The following is a 16439-nucleotide window of genomic DNA, read 5'->3' as shown; positions in this document are numbered from 1 at the left end:
GCCGGCCCCGCCGCCGCCCCCCCTGCAGCATGCGCGCCCCGCGCCGCGCCCGACACCGCCGCAGCCGCGCCGGCCGCAGGTGGCCGAGCAGGCGCCGGTGCAGCCTTATTCGCCGCCCGTGGCGGCGGCGCCCGTGGCGCCGGCGCCAGCGGCTGCCCCGGCACGCGCCGCATCGCTGTCACCCAGCTTCCTGGGCCAGATCAGCGCGGCCTTGCGGCGCGTGCAGCGCTATCCGATGGGCGCGCGGGCGCGGCACTCGGAGGGCGTGGCGCAGGTCACTTTCACCCTGATGCGGGATGGCACGGTCTTGGGACCGCGTCTGTCCCGCAGCTCGGGAGATGAGGAGCTGGATACGGAGGCGGTGTCGATGTTGCAGCGGGCGAACCTGCCGTCGCTGCCAAGCGATTACGGTGACAGCCAGTCCATGACGGTGCCGATCCGCTTCAGCCTGAACCGCTAACGGATAGACCTCGGGCTAAGGTCTTTTTCTTCCTGCATGCGGGGACAGGTTCTGGTGCTGCTCTGGTGCGCCCTTTGTTGCGCCCTTTGTTGCGCCGCAAAAAGCACTGTTTCGTGACGCGCACATCCTGATTTCTGCGGCATAGAGTCAAGTTGGCGCCGGGTACCGCGCCGCTTCCGATCCCGGCCCTCGTCCGCCCCTCCGGGCGAGGGCTTCGGGATTCCGGGCCAGGTCCTCCTGTCCTCGGCCCGAATGCCCGCCCTGGTTCGGGCTGATCCCGTTAAAATTGCGAACCGATTTGGATCGGCTTCGATTCGCCGCGGAACCCATGGCGCGCTAGGTTCTGTTCGTAACTCCCGCCGATCCCCCTCTGGGCGGGCGCTACTTCGACCATGGCCCTCGCCCGTCCCCCCGGGTGAGGGCTTTGTCGTTCCAGCCTGCGAAGCAGGAGTTGTCGGTTCCGCTGCCTTAGGCCGCCCCGTCGCCGCAAAGCCTTCGCACATCGGCGACCAGGGCTTCCCCATCCCAGGCCGCCGCGCCTTCCAGCCGGCCGCGCTCGCGGCCTTGGCGGTCGATCAGGATGGTGGTGGGCAGGCCGCGGGCGCCGAGGGCGCGCATGGCGGCGGAGTTGGGGTCGAGCCAGATGCCGAGATGCTTGATCCCGGTGCGGGCGTAGAAGGGCTCCACCTGGGCGCGGCCGTTGCGGTCCGAGGAGGCGGGGATGACCAGGATGCCTTCGGGCGCCAGCAGGGCGGCGAGGCGGTCGAGCGCCGGCATCTCCTCGACGCAGGGCGGGCACCAGGTGGCCCAGAGGTTCAGGACGATGCCCTTGCCGGAGCCCTGCTGGACGATGGACGGGATGTCGCGCGGCTTGCCCTCGGGGTCGGTGAGGGTGATGGCGGGAAGAGGCTTGGGGCCGTCCTCCTTGAGCTTGCCGATGGCCTGCGCGCGCGCTGGACGTTGGGGGAGGGCCGCGCCTAGTGTCCCGCCCGCCATGAGGGCCCCGATCCGGGCTAATGCGCCACGGCGACCTGCAATCAACACCTGAGAAGACCTCCACCACCGTGCCCGACGATCACGCCAAGCCGAATTCCTCTGCCAACGCCGCATGGGGCGGGCGCTATGCGGCCGGTCCCTCCGCCATCATGCAGGCGATCAATGCCTCGATCGGCTTCGATCGCAAGATGTGGCGGCAGGACATCAAGGGCAGCCTCGCCCATGCCGCGATGCTGGCGCATGTGGGGATCATCTCCGCCGAGGACGAGGCTTCGATCCGCGAGGGGCTGAATGCCATCGGACAGGAGATCGAGGCGGGCGAGTTCCCCTTCAGCGAGGCGCTGGAGGACATCCACATGAACATCGAGGCGCGGCTGACCGAGCGCATCGGCGAGGCGGGCAAGCGGCTGCACACCGGGCGTTCGCGCAACGACCAGGTGGCGCTGGATGTGCGGCTCTGGACGCGGGATGCGATCGACGGGCTGGATGCGCAGGTCGCGGATGTGATGAAGGCGCTGGCGGAGCGGGCGCTGGAGCATGCGGGCACGGTGATGCCGGGCTTCACCCATCTGCAGCCAGCGCAGCCCACCACCTTCGGGCATCACCTGCTGGCCTATGTCGAGATGCTGTCGCGCGACCGCGGTCGGCTGGCGGATGCGCGCAAGCGGCTGAATGAATCGCCGCTGGGTGCGGCGGCGCTGTGCGGCACGGGCTTTCCGATCGACCGGCACATGTCGGCGGCGGCGCTGGGCTTCGACGGGCCGACCCGGAACAGCCTGGATTCGGTGGCATCCCGCGATTTCGCGCTGGAGTTCCTTTCGGCCTGCGCGATCTGCGCCACGCATCTCTCCCGCTTCGCGGAAGAGGTGGTGATCTGGACCAACCCCTATTTCAACTTCATCAAGCTGACGGATGCCTTCACCACCGGCTCCTCCATCATGCCGCAGAAGCGGAACCCGGATGCGGCGGAGCTGGTTCGGGCGAAGCCCGGGCGGATCACCGGTTCGCTGGTCGGGCTGCTGACGGTGATGAAGGGCCTGCCCCTGACCTATGGGAAGGACATGCAGGAGGACAAGGAAGGCATCTTCGACGCGGCCGAGAACCTGGCCCTGGCCCTGGCCGCGACGGCCGGGATGGTGCGGGACATGCAGCCGGTGGTCGGGCGCTTGCAGGAGGCGGCGGGTGCCGGCTTCTCCACCGCGACCGACCTCGCGGACTGGTTGGTGCGCGAGCTGAAGCTGCCCTTCCGCGATGCCCACCATGTCACCGGGCGCCTGGTGGCCAAGGCGGAGCAGATGGGGGTGGACCTGTCGGGGCTGACCATCGGGGAGATGCAGGCGGTGGAGCCGCGCATCACCGAGGCGGTGTTCGGGGTGCTGTCCGTCGCGGCCTCCGTGCGGTCCCGCACCTCCTTCGGCGGCACGGCGCCGGCCAATGTGGCGGCCATGGCCAAGGAATGGGTGGGGAAGCTGGCATGAGGCTGCTGTCGCGTCTGGTCCTCGGGATGGGGGCGCTGCTGGTGCTCTCCGCCTGCGGGCGGGTGGGGCCGGTGCGGGCGCCGGGGCCGCCGAGCGAGATGACCTATCCGCGCCTATACCCTTATTTCCCGCCCACCGCGCGCACGGGCGGCGGGGATGCGCAGGCTCCGGGCGGCGCCGCGGCGGAGGCGCCCGTCGAGCAGGGCGACCTGCCGGTGGTGCGGCCCGCGAGCCCGCGCTGAGCGGGAGGACAGGATGCGTGGCCTGGCCCTGCTGCTGATGCTGGCCGGCGCGGCGGGGGTGGTGGCCACCTTCGTGCTGGCGGTATCCGGCGACACGCCGGGGGCCACGCGGGCGGCGGGCGCCTCCTGCTCGGCGCTGATCCTGGGGATGATCCTGCATCGCCGGGGGTAAGGCTGCGCCGTCGCAGGGCTGTGATGCAGTGTTACCGGTTGTGATCGGCGGGTGACAGGCCGATATGGGGCGCCTCGCAAGGCTGCTGCTTTGCGCCTTGCCCATTTGCCGCGCCGCCCCCCGCGCCACGACGTGCATGATGCACGCTGCCGCGTTCAGGCGCCTTTTTCCTTGGACGCTTGAATGCCCTTCGAATCTCTTCCCCCGCCGCTCCGCGACGCGCTCGCCGCCCGTGGCTATGCCACCGCCACCCCCGTCCAGGCCGCCGTGCTGGCCGAGGGGACCTCGGGGCGCGACCTGCTGGTTTCCGCCCGCACCGGTTCCGGCAAGACCGTGGCCTATGGCCTGGCCATGGCCGGCGACCTGCTGGCTGATGCCGCGCGCCTGCCGCCGGCCGGCACCCCGCTGGCGCTGGTGGTGGCCCCGACGCGCGAGCTGGCGCTGCAGGTGAAGACGGAGCTGACCTGGCTTTACGGCCCGGCCGGCGGGCGCATTGCCTCCTGCGTCGGCGGCATGGATCCGGTGGCGGAGCGGCGCGTGCTGGCTTCCGGTGCGCAGATCGCCGTCGGCACCCCCGGCCGCGTGCGCGACCATATCGAGCGCGGCAACCTCAAGACCGCCGGCATCCGCGCCGTGGTGCTGGACGAGGCGGACGAGATGCTCGACCTCGGCTTCCGAGAGGAGCTGGAGGCCATTCTTGGCGCCTTGCCGGAGCGTCGGCGGACGCTGATGTTCTCCGCCACCGTGCCGCGCGGCATCGCGCAGATGGCCAAGCAGTTCCAGCGCGACGCGCTGCGCATCGAGGCCACCGCCGGCAGCGAGCCGCATGGCGACATCACCTATCGCGCCGCCCTCGTTGCCCCCGGTGACGTGGAGCGCGCCGTGGTGAACGCGCTGCGCCTCGAGGAGGCGCCGATCTCCATGGTGTTCTGCTCCACCCGCGCGGCCGTTGCGCGCCTGCATGGCAACCTGTCCGAGCGCGGCTTCCATGCGGTGGCGCTCTCGGGCGAGCTGTCGCAGTCCGAGCGCACCCGCGCACTGCAGAGCCTGCGCGACGGCCATGCACGCATCTGCGTGGCAACCGACGTGGCGGCGCGCGGCATCGACCTGCCGGAGCTGGACCTCGTGATCCATGCCGAGTTGCCGCGCGATCCCGATACGCTGCTCCATCGTTCCGGCCGGACCGGGCGCGCGGGGCGCAAGGGCGTCAGCCTGCTGATCGTGCCGCCCGCGCGCCGCCGCATTGCCGAGCGGCTGCTTTCCGCCGCGCGGGTGGAGGCGGCCTGGGGGCCGGCCCCCGCCGCCGAGGCGGTGCGGGCCCGTGACGCCGAGCGCATCGCCGCGCGGGCGACGGAAATCCTGGGCGAGGAGGCGGCCGAGGAAGACCTGGCCATCGCCCGCACCATCACTGGCATCACTGGCATCACGGGCAGCCGCCCAGCCGGCGAGGCGGGATGGAGCCAGCCCGAGGGCGGCGCCGCCCCGTCCGGCGTCGATCCGCTCGCCCTGGCCGCCGCATTGGTGAAGCTGCTGCGCGCCCCGCTGCCGGCACCCGAGGAGCTGTCCGCCATGGCGGCGGATCGTGGGCGCCGCACTCCGGGTCTCGAAGGGCCCGGTCCGCGAGAGGCCGGTGGGCCGCCGCCGCCCTCCGAAGGGATCTGGTTCCGCGTCGGCGTCGGCCGCGATGGGCAGGCGGATCCGCGCTGGATGCTGCCCTTCCTGTGCAAGCGCGGGGACGTTTCCCGCGCCGAGATCGGACGCATCCGCATCCTGGGGCATGAAAGCCAGGTGGAGATCGCGCCCTACGCGGCGGCGCATTTCGCGGCGAATGTGCGCCGGCCGGGTGGCGAGGATGCGCATATCCGGGTCGAGCCGATGCAGGCGTTGCCGCGGCCTGCCAAGCGGAAGCGCTGAGGGGACCCCGGAGGCTCTGCCTCCGGACCTCCGCCGGGGTGGCAGCGGCCACCCCGGACCCCGCGTTGAGTTTTTTGGGACAGAGTGCCGCAGGCAGATTCTCTGGGCCGTGCGGGCTGGCAGGTTAGTCGCCTGAGGTCTTGGACCTCAGGCGTGCTTCCCAACAGATCGGGGGACCGGGAGGCGCGTTCGCCCCCCGGTAGAGGGGGTCTGGGGGAGGCGACGCCTCACCCAGAGCTACCGGCGCCGCCTAATCTCGCGGATATGCAGTCCGCCGATGGCCTGGGCGATCCCGAAATAGGTCGCGAGCCCCACCACGACATAAACGGCCAGGACGACGAGCCGTGCCGTCGATCCCACCGGTTCCGGCATGGCCGCGCGCAGGGCGAGCAGGACCACCGTCATGGCGAGGGTCGCCATCAGCAGGCGGGGCAGGCGGCGGCGGAGGCGGCGGTCCGGACGCCACTGGGCACGGCGACGGAGCAGCCAGGCCAGGGCGATGACATTCACCCAGGCAGAGATGCCGGTCGCCAGCGCGATGCCGACATGGGCGAAGTAGCGCGTGAGGACCAGGTTCAGCGCCAGGTTTAGCACAACGATGCAGAGGCTGACTTTGACCGGCGTGGCCGTGTCACCGCGCGCGAAGAAGCCGGGGACATAGGCCTTCACCAGGATGAAGGCGGGCAGGCCCAGGGCATAGGCGGTGAGGGCGGCGGCGGTGGCGGCCGCTTCCAGCTCGCCGAAGGCGCCGCGCACAAAAAGAGCGGAGATGATGGGCCAAGCGAGGACCGCCTGGGCCGCGGCCGCCGGCAGCGCCAGGGCGAGGGAAAGTTCCAGCGCGCGGTTCATCGTGCGATGGGCCGAGAGCGGCTTGCCGCCGCGTAGCTGCTTCGCCAACAGGGGCAGCATGGCGGTGCCGATGGCCGCGCCAATGACGCCGAGCGGAAGCTGGCCGATGCGGTCCGCGTAATAGAGGTAGGAGACGGCGCCGGGCGGCAGGAGGGAGGCGATGATGACGTCCACCGCCAGGTTCAGCTGGGTGACGCCGGCGCCGAGCAGCCCTGGGCCCATGCGGCGCAGCACGTCCCGCACTTCCGGCGAGAGGCGGGGCATGGAGATGATGCGCATCGGCATGCCGGCGCGTGCGGCGGCGATCCAGACAAGGAGGAGCTGCGCGGCGCCGGAGACGGTGACGCCCCAGGCGAGGGCGTGGCCGGGGGTCGCGACATAGGGCGTCAGCGCGAAGAGGGCGGCCATGGAGAGCAGGTTGAAGAGCACCGGCGCGCCGGCGGCGGCGGCGAAGCGGTCCAGCCCGTTCAGCACGCCGGAAATCAGCGCGGTGAGGCAGATGAAGATCAGGTAGGGAAAGGTGATCCGCGTCAGCTCGACGGCGTATTGGAAGCGGATCGGCTCGTCGACGAAGCCTGGGGCGAGAACGTGCAGCACCTGCGGCATAAAGACGATGCCGAGGGCGGTAAGCAGCGTGAGCCACAGCGTCATCAGCGTGGACATGCGTTCGGCCAGGGCACGCGCCTGCGCCGCCCCGTTGAGCGTGAGGGTGGCGGCGAAGGCGGGGACGAAGGCGGCGTTGAAGGCGCCTTCGCCGAAGAGCCGCCGGAACAGGTTCGGCAGCTTCAGCGCAATGAAGAAGGCATCCGCGATCGGGCCGGCGCCGAGGCTGGCCGCGATCAGCATGTCGCGCAGGAAGCCGAGCACGCGACTGCCCAGCGTCCAGAAGCCGACGGTAAGGATGCTCTTCAGCATTGCGCCGCCTGCCGCGTCAGCGCGGCGGCAGGAAGCCGACCAGCTCCTCCGCCTTTGCCACGATCGGCTCCGCGATGGCGCGGGCGCGTTCGGCGCCCTGCCGCAGCAGGGCATCCACCGCGCCGGGATCGGCCAGCAGGCGGCGGGCCTCACCGGCGATGGGGGAGAGATGGGCCACCAGCGCATCGGCCAGCACGCCCTTGAAGGTGCCGAAGCCCTGGCCGCCATGTTCGCGCAGCACGTCTTCCGGCGTGCGGTCCGTGATGGCGGCGAGGATGCCCACCAGGTTGCGCGCCTCGGGGCGGCTTTCCAGGCCGTGCATCTCGGAGGGCAGGGGCTCGGGATCGGTCTTGGCGCGGCGGATCTTGAGGGAGATGGTGTCGGCGTCGTCGTTCAGGTTGATGCGCGACTGGTCGGAGGGGTCCGACTTGCTCATCTTCTTCGTGCCGTCGCGCAGCGACATCACGCGGGCGGCGATGCCCATGATGTGCGCGTCGATATGCGGGAAGAAGTTCACGCCGTAGTCGTGGTTGAACTTCTCGGCGATGTCGTTCGCGAGCTCGAGATGCTGCTTCTGGTCCTCGCCCACCGGCACGCGGGTGGCGTGATAGGCGTGGATGTCGGCGGCCATCAGGTTCGGATAGACGTAGAGGCCCGCACCCGCATTCTCGCGGTCCTTGCCGGCCTTGTCCTTGAACTGCGTCATGCGGTTCAGCCAGCCGATGCGGGCGACGCAGTTGAAGATCCAGGCGAGGCGCGTGTGGGCATGCACATGCGACTGGACGAAAAGCGTGCAGCGGTTCGGATCAAGCCCGCAGGCGAGCAGGGCGGCGGCCATGTCGCGCGTCTGGCGCGTCAGCTCCTTCGGGTCCTGCCACATGGTGATGGCGTGCTGGTCCACGACGCAGAAGATGCTCTCATGCGTGTCCTGCATCGGCACCCAGTTGCGGATCGCCCCCAGATAGTTGCCGAGAGTGGGAACGCCGGAGGGCTGGATGCCCGAGAAGACGCGCTGCATGGAGCTGGGTTCCTGGCCTGCCGGCGGTTGGAGCGCCGGGGGCTTCGTTGAGGTGAGGGGTGGGTGTCCCGCCCTGGGCGGGCGGCGTCAAGGCGGTTGGCCTCCCGGAGGCTCTGCCTCCGGACCTCCGCCGGGGGGGCGGCGGGCCCCCCGGACCCCGCGTTCAGTTTTTCGGGGAACAACCGGGTGACGCGGCACCGCAGGCAGATTTTCTGGGCGGCGCGGGATGACCTGTCAGTCGCCTGAGGTCATCGACCTCAGGCGCACCAACAGATCGCGGGGTCCGGGGTGGCCGCTGCCACCCCGGTGGGGTCCAGGGGCAAAGCCCCTGGCGTCACCCCGGCTCCCACCCCGGCGGCGCCATCTCGAAGCCTTGGAAGTGGAAGGCCGGGCTGACCGTGCAGGCCACCAGTGTCCAGGCGCCGAGGCTTTCCGCCGCCTGCCACTGGCCTTTTGGCACCATCGCGAAGAGGGATTCGCCCGAGGACAGGTCCGGTCCCAGGCGGTGGGTGGCCGGGGCGTCGCCATCCGAGATGCGGAGGGCGAGGGGGGCGCCCGCGTGCCAGTGCCAGCCCTCCGCCGCGTCCACCCGGTGCCAGTGGCTGCATTCCCCGGCCGCCAGGAGGAATAGGATGGCGGTCCCCGCCCCGCGCCCGCCATCCGCCGGGCTGTCGCGCCAGGTTTCGCGGAAGTGGCCGCCTTCCGGGTGCGGCTGGAGGCCCAGCGCCGCGATGATGTCGGCGGCGGACAGGGTGGGGTCGCGCAGGTTCACGCGGGAGCGTTGCCTGACAGGGGCGGCAGGGCGGAGACGGCGGCGAACCAGGCGGCAAGCTGCGGGCGGCTTTCACGCCAGGGCTCGGCGGCGAAGCGGAAGTCCAGGTAGCCGAGGGCGCAGGCGACGGAGATGGCGCCGACGTCGTTCAGTGCTTCCGGCGGGCTGGATTCGAGGCGGTCGAGCCCGCGTTCCAGGGCGGCCTTCTGGCGGGCGTCGACGGCGGTGCGGCCCTCGTCCCGCGGATGGGCGAGCTGGCCGCGGCGGAGAACCGCGGCGTCCATGATGCCGTCGGCCAGGGCCTGCATGACGGCGGCGCGCAGCCGGGCTGGGCCGGAGGCGGGCATCAGGGGCGGGGCGTCGCCGACCGTGTCCAGGTAGTCGCAGATCACGGGGCTGTCGTAGATGGGGGTGCCGTCGTCGAGCAGCAGGCAGGGGACCTTGCCGAGTGGGTTGGCCAGCGGCAGCTCCGTGCTGGTCTGGGTGCTGGTCTGGGTGCTGGTGGGCACCTTCTCGATCCGATCCTCGATGCCGCGCGCGATGGCGCAGGCGAGGACCTTGCGGACGAAGGGGCTGGTCGGGGCGAAGAAGAGGCGCATCGGTGCTTCCGTTCGTGTTTCAGGAAGGGGCGGCGCAGCGGGCCGGGACGGGCGGGAAGGCACCGGCATCCGTGGGGCGCAGCGCCTCGAAGAGTTCCGTCACCTGGGCGTAGTCGCGGTAGCCGCAGCGGGCGATGGTGCCGGCGGCGACCATGTCGAAGCGGCCGTCCCGGAGGCAGGTCTCGTCGATATGCACGCCGACGACCTGGCCGATGGTGAGGAAGCCGTTGCTCGGGCGGCCATCCTGGTCCTGCAATTCCATGGCATGGACCACGCGGCATTCGAGGGCGGCGGGGCTGCCGGCCACGCGGGGCGGGCGGACCATGCGGCTGGGGGTGGCGGGGATGTTGGCGTCCTCGAACTCGTTGATGCCTTCGGGCTGGTTGCCGGAGGAGGCGTTCATCGCATCGAACTGGGCGCGGGTGGCGAGGCTGAAGGTGAATTCGCCCGTCTCGCGGGCATTGGCGGCGGAATGCTTCAGCCCCTCGCTGCCGAAGGCGATCATCGGCGGCGCGTTATGGACGATGGCGAAGTAGCTATAGGGGGCGAGGTTCACCCGCCCCTGGGCGTCGATGGTGGAGATCCAGCCGATCGGGCGCGGTGCCACGATGGCCTTGAAGGGATCCCAGGGCAGGCCGTGGCCGTTCTTCGGTTCGTAGAACACGCCGCTTCAGCCCTTGAACACGTCCTTGGCCTTCCGGCGCTCGGCGAGCTGATCGACGTTCTGCGCACGCAGGAAGGGGTTGGTGGCGCGCTCGGTGTCGAGGGTGGTGGGAACGGTCGCCTTGCCTTCCTTGCGAAGCCGGCGGACCTCCTCGGCGCGGGCCTTCAGGGCGGCGTTGTCCGGTTCCACCGTCACGGCGAAGCGGGCGTTGCTCTCGGTGTATTCGTGGCCGCAGCAGACGAGGGTATCGCCGGGCAGGGCGTCGAGCAGGCGGAGCGCGCGGAACATGTCGGCGGGCGTACCCTCGAGCAGGCGGCCGCAGCCCAGGGAGAAGAGCGTGTCGCCGCAGAGGACGGCCTTGGCTGCGGGGATGTGGAGGGCGACATGGCCGATGGTGTGGCCGGGGCTGTCCAGCACCTCGATGGCGCCGCTGCCGAGGGGGATGCTGTCGCCAGGCGTCACCGAGATGTCCAGCCTGGGCAGGCGGTGGGCATCGGCGGCGGCGCCGAGGACCTTGGCGCCGGTGGCCTTCACCACCCCAGGGACGCCGTCGATATGGTCTGCGTGGTGGTGGGTGAGGAGTATCCAGTCCAGGCGGCCGGGCTCGGGCATGTCCCGCAAGGCGGCCAGGTTGGCCTCGGCCTCGCCGGGGTCGCAGAGGGCAACGGTGCCGGTGGCCTCGTCCCGCAACAGCCAGGCGTAGTTGTCCGAGAGGTTGGGCACGGCCCGGATCGTCCACGTCATCGGCTGTTCTCCTGGTCGGAAGTGCGGATGGCCGGCTTCGGGCGATTCTGCCCTGCGGCGCGGCGCGCCATCGCCTATATCCACGGCATGGGCGCCGAGGTCCACTTCACTGCCTGGGGATTGCAGGCCTTTTACGAGGCACCGCTTGGCGCGGTGACACGGCGGGTGCTGCGCGCCCGGCTGCGGGAGATCTGGCCGGAGCTGACGGGGCGGGAGGTGCTGGGGCTGGGGCATGCCGGGCCATATCTGCGCCTGTGGCGGCGTGGGGCGGCCAGGTTGGTCTCGGCTACCCCCGAGGCGCTGGCCGGCGACCGGCGGATGCTTCCCTGGCCGCCCGATGGCCCCTGCGCCGTGGCGCTGGCGGAGGAGGACCGGCTGCCCTTCGCCGATATGTGCTTCGACAACATCCTGCTGGTGCATGGGCTGGAGGCGGCCGAGAACGCCCGGCGCATGCTGCGCGAGGCCTGGCGGGTGCTGCGGCCGGAAGGGCGGCTACTGGCGGTGGTGCCGAATCGCCGCTCCGTCTGGGCCCATCTGGAGCGGACGCCCTTCGGCCATGGCGCGCCCTATTCCTCCGGGCAGCTCGCGCGGCTGCTGGAACGGTCCATGTTCACCGTGGAGCGGCGGGAGGCGGCGCTGTTCATCCCGCCCTTCGGCCTGCGGCCCCTGCTGCGGGGGGCGAAGGTGTGGGAGGCGGTGGGGCAGGTGGTGGCGCCGCAGTTGGGCGGGGTGACGCTGATCGAGGCGCGGAAGGCGGTGATGGGGCTGATTCCGCCCGCCACGGCGCCGGCCCGGGCCCGGCGGATCCGGGTGCCGCAGCCCGGCTGGGCGGTTTCGGATGAAGCCCCCGTGCCGACGATGCGTTCGCCGACGATGCGTTCCTCGGGCGAGGCCGGGGGGAGATAGCCCTCGGACTGCCTTCCATCTTTCGGACTTAGCGCGTGGGGCGCGGCGTCTCGCCCGAGTAGTCGTAGAAGCCGCGGCCGGTCTTCCGGCCGAGCCAGCCGGCCTCGACATGCTTCACCAGCAATGGGCAGGGGCGGTACTTGCTGTCGCCCATGCCTTCGTGGAGCACCTGCATGATGGAGAGGCAGGTATCCAGGCCGATAAAATCCGCCAGTTCCAGCGGGCCCATGGGCTGGTTTGTGCCGAGCTTCATGCCGGTGTCGATCGAGGCGACGTCGCCCACGCCCTCATGAAGCGCGTAGACGGCCTCGTTAATCATCGGCAGCAGGATGCGGTTGACGATGAAGCCCGGGAAGTCCTCGCTCGTCGCGGTGGTCTTGCCCAGGCGGCGAGCCAGGGCCTCGGTCGCCTGGTAGGTGGCGTCGTCGGTCGCGATGCCGCGGATGATCTCCACCAGCTTCATCACCGGCACCGGATTCATGAAGTGCATGCCGATGAAGCGCGGCGCGCGGTCGGTCGCGGCGCCCAGGCGGGTGATGGGGATGGAGGAGGTGTTGGTCGCGAGAATCGCGCTGGGCTTCAGATGCGGGCAGAGCGACTTGAAGATGGACTTCTTGAGGTCTTCCCGCTCGGTCGCCGCCTCGATGACGATGTCGGCCTCCGACAGCATCGCCATGTCGGTGCCGGTCGTGATGCGGGCGAGGGCCGCGTCGCGGTCCCCGGCCTGCAGTGTGCCCTTGGAGACCTGGCGGTCCATGTTCCTGCGGATGGTGGAGAGCGCCTTCTCCAGCGCCTCCGCCTTCACGTCGATCATGGTGACGGCCAGGCCGGACTGGGCCGCGACATGCGCGATGCCGTTGCCCATCTGGCCGGCGCCGATGACGCCGACCGATTCGATGGACGGCGTCGCGTCGCTCACTTTGAGAGCTCCGCCTCGATCTCCGGGATCACCTTGAAGATGTCGCCGACGAGGCCGTAATCGGCCACCTGGAAGATCGGCGCCTCCTCGTCCTTGTTGATGGCGACGATGACCTTGCTGTCCTTCATGCCGGCCAGGTGCTGGATGGCGCCCGAGATGCCGAAGGCCATGTAGAGCTCGGGTGCGACGATCTTGCCGGTCTGGCCGACCTGCAGGTCGTTCGGCGCGTAGCCGGCATCGACCGCGGCACGGGAGGCGCCGACGGCGGCGCCGAGCTTGTCGGCGATGCCGTCCAGGATCTTGAAGTTCTCCGCGGAGCCGATGGCGCGGCCGCCGGAGACCACCACGCGGGCGGCGGCCAGCTCGGGGCGCTCACTCTTCACGATCTCGGCGCCGACGAAGGAGGACACGCCGGGGTCAGCGGCCGTCGGCGCGGCCTCGACGGAAGCGGAGCCGCCCTCGGCGGCCACCGGGTCGAAGGAGGCGGCGCGGACGGTGATGACCTTCTTCGCATCCGAGGACTGCACGGTGGCCAGCGCGTTGCCCGCATAGATCGGGCGCACGAAGGTATCGGCATCCACCACCGCGGAGATGTCGCTGATCTGCTGCACGTCGAGCAGGGCGGCGACGCGCGGCATGATGTTCTTGCCGACCGCGGAGGAGGGGGCGAGCAGATGGGTGTAGCCATCGGCCATGCCCGCGATCAGGGCGGCGGCAGGCTCGGCCAGCAGGTGCTCGGTGGGGGCGTGCAGCACGCGGGTGACGCCGGCGATCTTCGCGCCGGCCTGGGCCACGGCTTCCGGCCCCATCACCAGCAGGGTGACATCGCCCAGCTTACCGCCGGCGGCGACGGCGGAGCGGGTGGGCTGGCTGATGGAGGCGCCGTCATGGTCGGCGAGGACGAGGACGGTCATCTCAGATCACCTTCGCTTCGTTGCGCAGCTTTGCCACGAGTTCGGCGGCCGAACCCACCTTCACGCCGGCCACGCGCTTCGGCGGCTCCTCCACCTTGAGCACCTTCAGGCGGGGGGTGGTGTCGACGCCGAGATCGGACGGCTTGATCGTCTCGATCGGCTTCTTGCGGGCCTTCATGATGTTCGGAAGGCTGGCATAGCGCGGCTCGTTCAGCCGCAGATCGGTGGTGACGATGGCGGGCAGGGTCAGCTTCACCGTCTCGAGGCCGCCATCGATCTCACGGGTGACGCTGGCGGCGCCGTCGGCGATCTCGACCTTGCTGGCGAAGGTGCCCTGGCCCCAGCCGAGGAGGGCGGCGAGCATCTGGCCGGTGGCGTTCATGTCGTCGTCGATGGCCTGCTTGCCGAGGATGACCAGCTGCGGGCCTTCCTTCTCGACGATGGCCTTCAGGATCTTGGCCACCGCGATCGGCTCGACCGTATCGGTCACCTCGACCAGGATGCCACGGTCCGCGCCCATGGCGAGCGCCGTGCGGATCTGCTCCTGCGCCTGGGCCGGGCCGATGGAGACGGCGACGATCTCGGTCGCAATCCCCTTCTCCTTCAGGCGGACCGCCTCCTCGATGGCGATCTCGTCGAAGGGGTTCATCGACATCTTGACGTTCGCGGTCTCGACGCCGGTGCCATCCGGGCGGACCCGGACCTTCACGTTGTAGTCTACCACGCGCTTGACGGGGACGAGGAGCTTCATGCCGGGTGACGGTCCTCTGGCAGGCGCCGGCTTCCGATGGTCGGGGCCGGAGCGTTGGGGGACCTGGATCGGCCCCGGGCGAGCGGGCGCGCTGGGCCCTGGCCGGGCTTCGCATCCGCGGAATCAGCGGGGTCTATAGGGCCCGCCCCCAGGCGCGGCAAGCCGCCGGGCAGGCCCGCGTTTCAGCCGCGCATCAGGAAGAGCAGCAGGGCGAAGAGGACGAGGGTGACGCCCTGGATCGTCACGCGCCAGCGCATGAGCGTGTTCGATCGGCGCAGATCCTCGCTGCCGCGCGCCATGCCCAGCATGCCCATGAAGAGGGTGGCGAGGGTGGCGAGCATCCCGAGGCCGACGAGGATGGTGAGGAGGGTGATCATGATGGCTGACATCTGGGGATTGCGGCGCCCGGCGCAACGGTTCCGTCACAAAGGTCTGGCATCGTTTTCGCGCGGGGCTTTCGCGGGACGTTTTTGCACGGGCGGTTCAGCCGGAGCGGCGTTTACCCTTCGCCTGGACCTCTGGCACCGGCTCCGGACCGGCCATCCTGCGGACCACCGTGAGAAGCGCGGCCTTGGTGGGGAAATCCAGGCTGCGGTAGGCGTGCAGCAGGGCTTCCTCGTCGCCCGCCAGCAGGCCGAGACTGCCCTGCTCCTCCTCCAGCAGTTCGGTGGGCGGGGCGACATCGGGGTCCAGGCCCACGAGCCAAGAGACGGAAGTGCCCAGCGCCTCGGCCAGCCGGACGAGGCGGGCACCGCGCGGAACGGGGGCGGTGCCGTCGCGCAGGCGGAGCAGGAGGTCCGGCGGCAGGCCGGCCTGGCGGAAGGCCTCCTCGGGGGACAGGCCGAGGCGGTCCAGCCGGGATTCGATCAGCTCGACCATGGGCGGGGGGTCGTGTTCGGGGTCCATCGGCGCTCCATGGCCGCTTTGGGGTGGCATTTCCGGGGCGGCGTTGCAGGGGGAACGGCCCAGGGCTCAGATTGATGCCGGGGCGGCCGGGAAAGTCGATGGCAGGCCCCGACCGGAGGATGGCGGCATGGTGGCTTGGCAGGACCGGCGGATCCTGGATCTCTTCGGCATCGAGTTGCCGATTATCCAGGCACCGATGGCGGGGTCGACGACCCCGGAGATGGTGATCGCGGCGAGCGAGGCGGGCGGGCTCGGCTCCCTGCCGGCCGCGCAATTCACGCCGGCGCAGTTCCGCGAGGCGGCGGCGGTGGTCCGGGCGGGAACCTCGCGCCCAATCAACCTCAACTTCTTCGCCCATGTCATGCCGCCGGAGGATCCGGCGCGGCAGGCGGCCTGGCGGACGCGGCTCGCCTCCTATTACCGCGAAGCGGGGCTCGATCCGGCGGTGCCGGTGCCGCCGGGGGGCCGCGCGCCCTTCGATGCGGATTTCTGCGCGGTGGTGGCGGAGGTGCGGCCGGTGGTGGCGAGCTTCCATTTCGGCCTGCCCGAGGCGGGGCTGCTGGCGCGGGTGCGGGCGGCGGGCTGCAAGGTGATCGCCTCCGCCACCACGGTCGCCGAGGCGGTCTGGCTGGAGGAGCACGGGGTGGATGCGGTGATCGCCCAGGGCTTTGAGGCCGGGGGGCACCGGGGTAATTTCCTGACCCAGGACATGGCGACGCAGATCGGGACCATGGCGCTGGTGCCGCAGGTGGTGGATGCGGTGCGGGTGCCGGTGATCGCGGCGGGTGGGATCGCGGATCATCGCGGGGTGCTGGCCGCGCTGGCGCTGGGGGCGGCGGCCGTGCAGGTGGGCACGGCCTATCTGTTCACAACCGAGGCGCGCATCCCGGCGGTGCACCGGGCAGCGCTGCGCGCGGCGCCGGCGGATGGCACGGCGCTGACCAATCTCTTCACCGGGCGGCCGGCACGGGGGATCCTGAACCGGGTGATGCGCGAGGTGGGGCCGCTTTCCCCGGATGCGCCCCCCTTTCCAACCGCAGGCGGGGCGCTGGCGCCGCTGCGGGCGAAGGCCGAGGCGGAGGGGCGGGACGACTTCACCAGCCTCTGGTCCGGCCAGGCGGCCGGGCTGGCGCGGGAGATGCCGGCGGGCGAGCTGACGCGGCGCCTCGCCGGGGTTCAAGGGGCGCGCTGACGGAACGCTAACGGAGCGCGGAACTTGA

The 16439-nt window shown here is 70.8% G+C and carries 19 protein-coding genes; 7 read left to right on the top strand and 12 right to left on the bottom strand.

What is annotated here, in order from left to right:
- A partial coding sequence (locus GSE44_RS23080) for an energy transducer TonB family protein (RefSeq protein WP_159351181.1) occupies positions 1 to 460 on the top strand: 460 nt, incomplete at its 5' end.
- A gap of 468 nt (positions 461 to 928) precedes the next feature.
- On the opposite strand, the gene GSE44_RS23075 is transcribed toward GSE44_RS23080, so the two are convergent.
- Entirely contained in the window at positions 929 to 1456 is a 528-nt protein-coding gene (locus GSE44_RS23075; protein WP_159351180.1) for a TlpA family protein disulfide reductase, read from the bottom strand.
- A 20-nt stretch (positions 1457 to 1476) separates the two neighbouring features.
- On the opposite strand from GSE44_RS23075, the gene argH reads away from it, so the two are divergent.
- The 4 genes from argH (at position 1477) to GSE44_RS23055 (ending at position 5262) form a co-directional block, all read left to right on the top strand.
- Complete coding sequence (argH, locus tag GSE44_RS23070; protein WP_159351179.1) at positions 1477 to 2934, top strand: argininosuccinate lyase; 1458 nt, start codon at positions 1477 to 1479, stop codon at positions 2932 to 2934.
- Positions 2931 to 3176, top strand: a complete 246-nt coding sequence (locus tag GSE44_RS23065; protein ID WP_159351178.1) for a hypothetical protein — start codon at positions 2931 to 2933, stop codon at positions 3174 to 3176. The genes argH and GSE44_RS23065 overlap by 4 nt, the downstream gene beginning before the upstream one ends.
- Before the next feature lie 13 nt (positions 3177 to 3189).
- Complete coding sequence (locus GSE44_RS23060; protein ID WP_159351177.1) at positions 3190 to 3348, top strand: hypothetical protein; 159 nt, start codon at positions 3190 to 3192, stop codon at positions 3346 to 3348.
- A gap of 183 nt (positions 3349 to 3531) precedes the next feature.
- Positions 3532 to 5262, top strand: a complete 1731-nt coding sequence (locus GSE44_RS23055; protein ID WP_159351176.1) for a DEAD/DEAH box helicase — start codon at positions 3532 to 3534, stop codon at positions 5260 to 5262.
- Between the two features lie 237 nt (positions 5263 to 5499).
- Here the strand turns inward: GSE44_RS23055 and murJ are convergent, their stop codons facing one another.
- From murJ to gloB, 6 genes are all read right to left on the bottom strand, one after another.
- Positions 5500 to 7026 carry a murein biosynthesis integral membrane protein MurJ gene (gene murJ / locus GSE44_RS23050; protein ID WP_159351175.1) on the bottom strand — a complete coding sequence of 509 codons (1527 nt, stop codon included), beginning with the start codon at positions 7024 to 7026 and terminating at the stop codon, positions 5500 to 5502.
- 16 nt (positions 7027 to 7042) lie between these two features.
- Complete coding sequence (trpS, locus tag GSE44_RS23045) at positions 7043 to 8044, bottom strand: tryptophan--tRNA ligase (RefSeq protein ID WP_159351174.1); 1002 nt, start codon at positions 8042 to 8044, stop codon at positions 7043 to 7045.
- Positions 8045 to 8378: 334 nt separating this feature from the next.
- Positions 8379 to 8816, bottom strand: coding sequence for a cupin domain-containing protein (locus GSE44_RS23040; RefSeq protein WP_159351173.1), 438 nt, complete (start codon positions 8814 to 8816; stop codon positions 8379 to 8381).
- Positions 8813 to 9415: a glutathione S-transferase N-terminal domain-containing protein gene (locus GSE44_RS23035; RefSeq protein ID WP_159351172.1), complete on the bottom strand. Its 603-nt coding sequence runs from the start codon at positions 9413 to 9415 to the stop codon at positions 8813 to 8815. The genes GSE44_RS23040 and GSE44_RS23035 overlap by 4 nt, the downstream gene beginning before the upstream one ends.
- Positions 9416 to 9434: 19 nt before the next feature.
- A complete protein-coding gene (locus GSE44_RS23030; RefSeq protein ID WP_159351171.1) occupies positions 9435 to 10079 on the bottom strand; it encodes a flavin reductase family protein in 645 nt (214 codons plus the stop codon).
- A 6-nt stretch (positions 10080 to 10085) separates the two neighbouring features.
- Positions 10086 to 10823 (bottom strand): hydroxyacylglutathione hydrolase, encoded by a 738-nt coding sequence (gloB, locus tag GSE44_RS23025; protein ID WP_159351170.1) that lies wholly within the window; start codon positions 10821 to 10823, stop codon positions 10086 to 10088.
- A 27-nt stretch (positions 10824 to 10850) separates the two neighbouring features.
- On the opposite strand from gloB, the gene GSE44_RS23020 reads away from it, so the two are divergent.
- The gene (locus GSE44_RS23020; RefSeq protein WP_235925092.1) at positions 10851 to 11729 is read left to right on the top strand and encodes a class I SAM-dependent methyltransferase; all 879 of its coding nucleotides are present in this window, start codon (positions 10851 to 10853) and stop codon (positions 11727 to 11729) included.
- Between the two features lie 28 nt (positions 11730 to 11757).
- On the opposite strand, the gene GSE44_RS23015 is transcribed toward GSE44_RS23020, so the two are convergent.
- The 5 genes from GSE44_RS23015 to GSE44_RS22995 all read right to left on the bottom strand — a co-directional run bounded on the left by GSE44_RS23015 (position 11758) and on the right by GSE44_RS22995 (position 15219).
- On the bottom strand, positions 11758 to 12648 hold the full coding sequence (locus GSE44_RS23015; RefSeq protein WP_268893693.1) for a 3-hydroxybutyryl-CoA dehydrogenase: 891 nt from the start codon (positions 12646 to 12648) through the stop codon (positions 11758 to 11760).
- The gene (locus tag GSE44_RS23010) at positions 12645 to 13562 is read right to left on the bottom strand and encodes an electron transfer flavoprotein subunit alpha/FixB family protein (protein ID WP_159351169.1); all 918 of its coding nucleotides are present in this window, start codon (positions 13560 to 13562) and stop codon (positions 12645 to 12647) included. Before GSE44_RS23010 ends, GSE44_RS23015 begins: the two co-directional genes overlap by 4 nt.
- 1 nt (position 13563) lies before the next feature.
- Positions 13564 to 14313 (bottom strand): electron transfer flavoprotein subunit beta/FixA family protein, encoded by a 750-nt coding sequence (locus GSE44_RS23005; protein ID WP_159351168.1) that lies wholly within the window; start codon positions 14311 to 14313, stop codon positions 13564 to 13566.
- Between the two features lie 182 nt (positions 14314 to 14495).
- Positions 14496 to 14702, bottom strand: coding sequence for a twin transmembrane helix small protein (locus GSE44_RS23000; RefSeq protein WP_235925091.1), 207 nt, complete (start codon positions 14700 to 14702; stop codon positions 14496 to 14498).
- A 94-nt stretch (positions 14703 to 14796) separates the two neighbouring features.
- Positions 14797 to 15219, bottom strand: coding sequence for a hypothetical protein (locus tag GSE44_RS22995; protein WP_159351167.1), 423 nt, complete (start codon positions 15217 to 15219; stop codon positions 14797 to 14799).
- A gap of 127 nt (positions 15220 to 15346) precedes the next feature.
- Here GSE44_RS22995 and GSE44_RS22990 point away from each other — a divergent pair, with 127 nt between their 5' ends.
- Positions 15347 to 16411, top strand: coding sequence for an NAD(P)H-dependent flavin oxidoreductase (locus GSE44_RS22990; RefSeq protein WP_159351166.1), 1065 nt, complete (start codon positions 15347 to 15349; stop codon positions 16409 to 16411).
- Positions 16412 to 16439: the final 28 nt, after the last annotated feature.

The organism is Muricoccus harenae, assembly GCF_009848505.1.
GTDB classification, from domain to species: Bacteria; Pseudomonadota; Alphaproteobacteria; order Acetobacterales; family Acetobacteraceae; genus Roseomonas; species Roseomonas harenae.
Note: the sequence above shows the minus strand (reverse complement) of the source record. Positions and strands in the feature narration are given on the sequence as shown.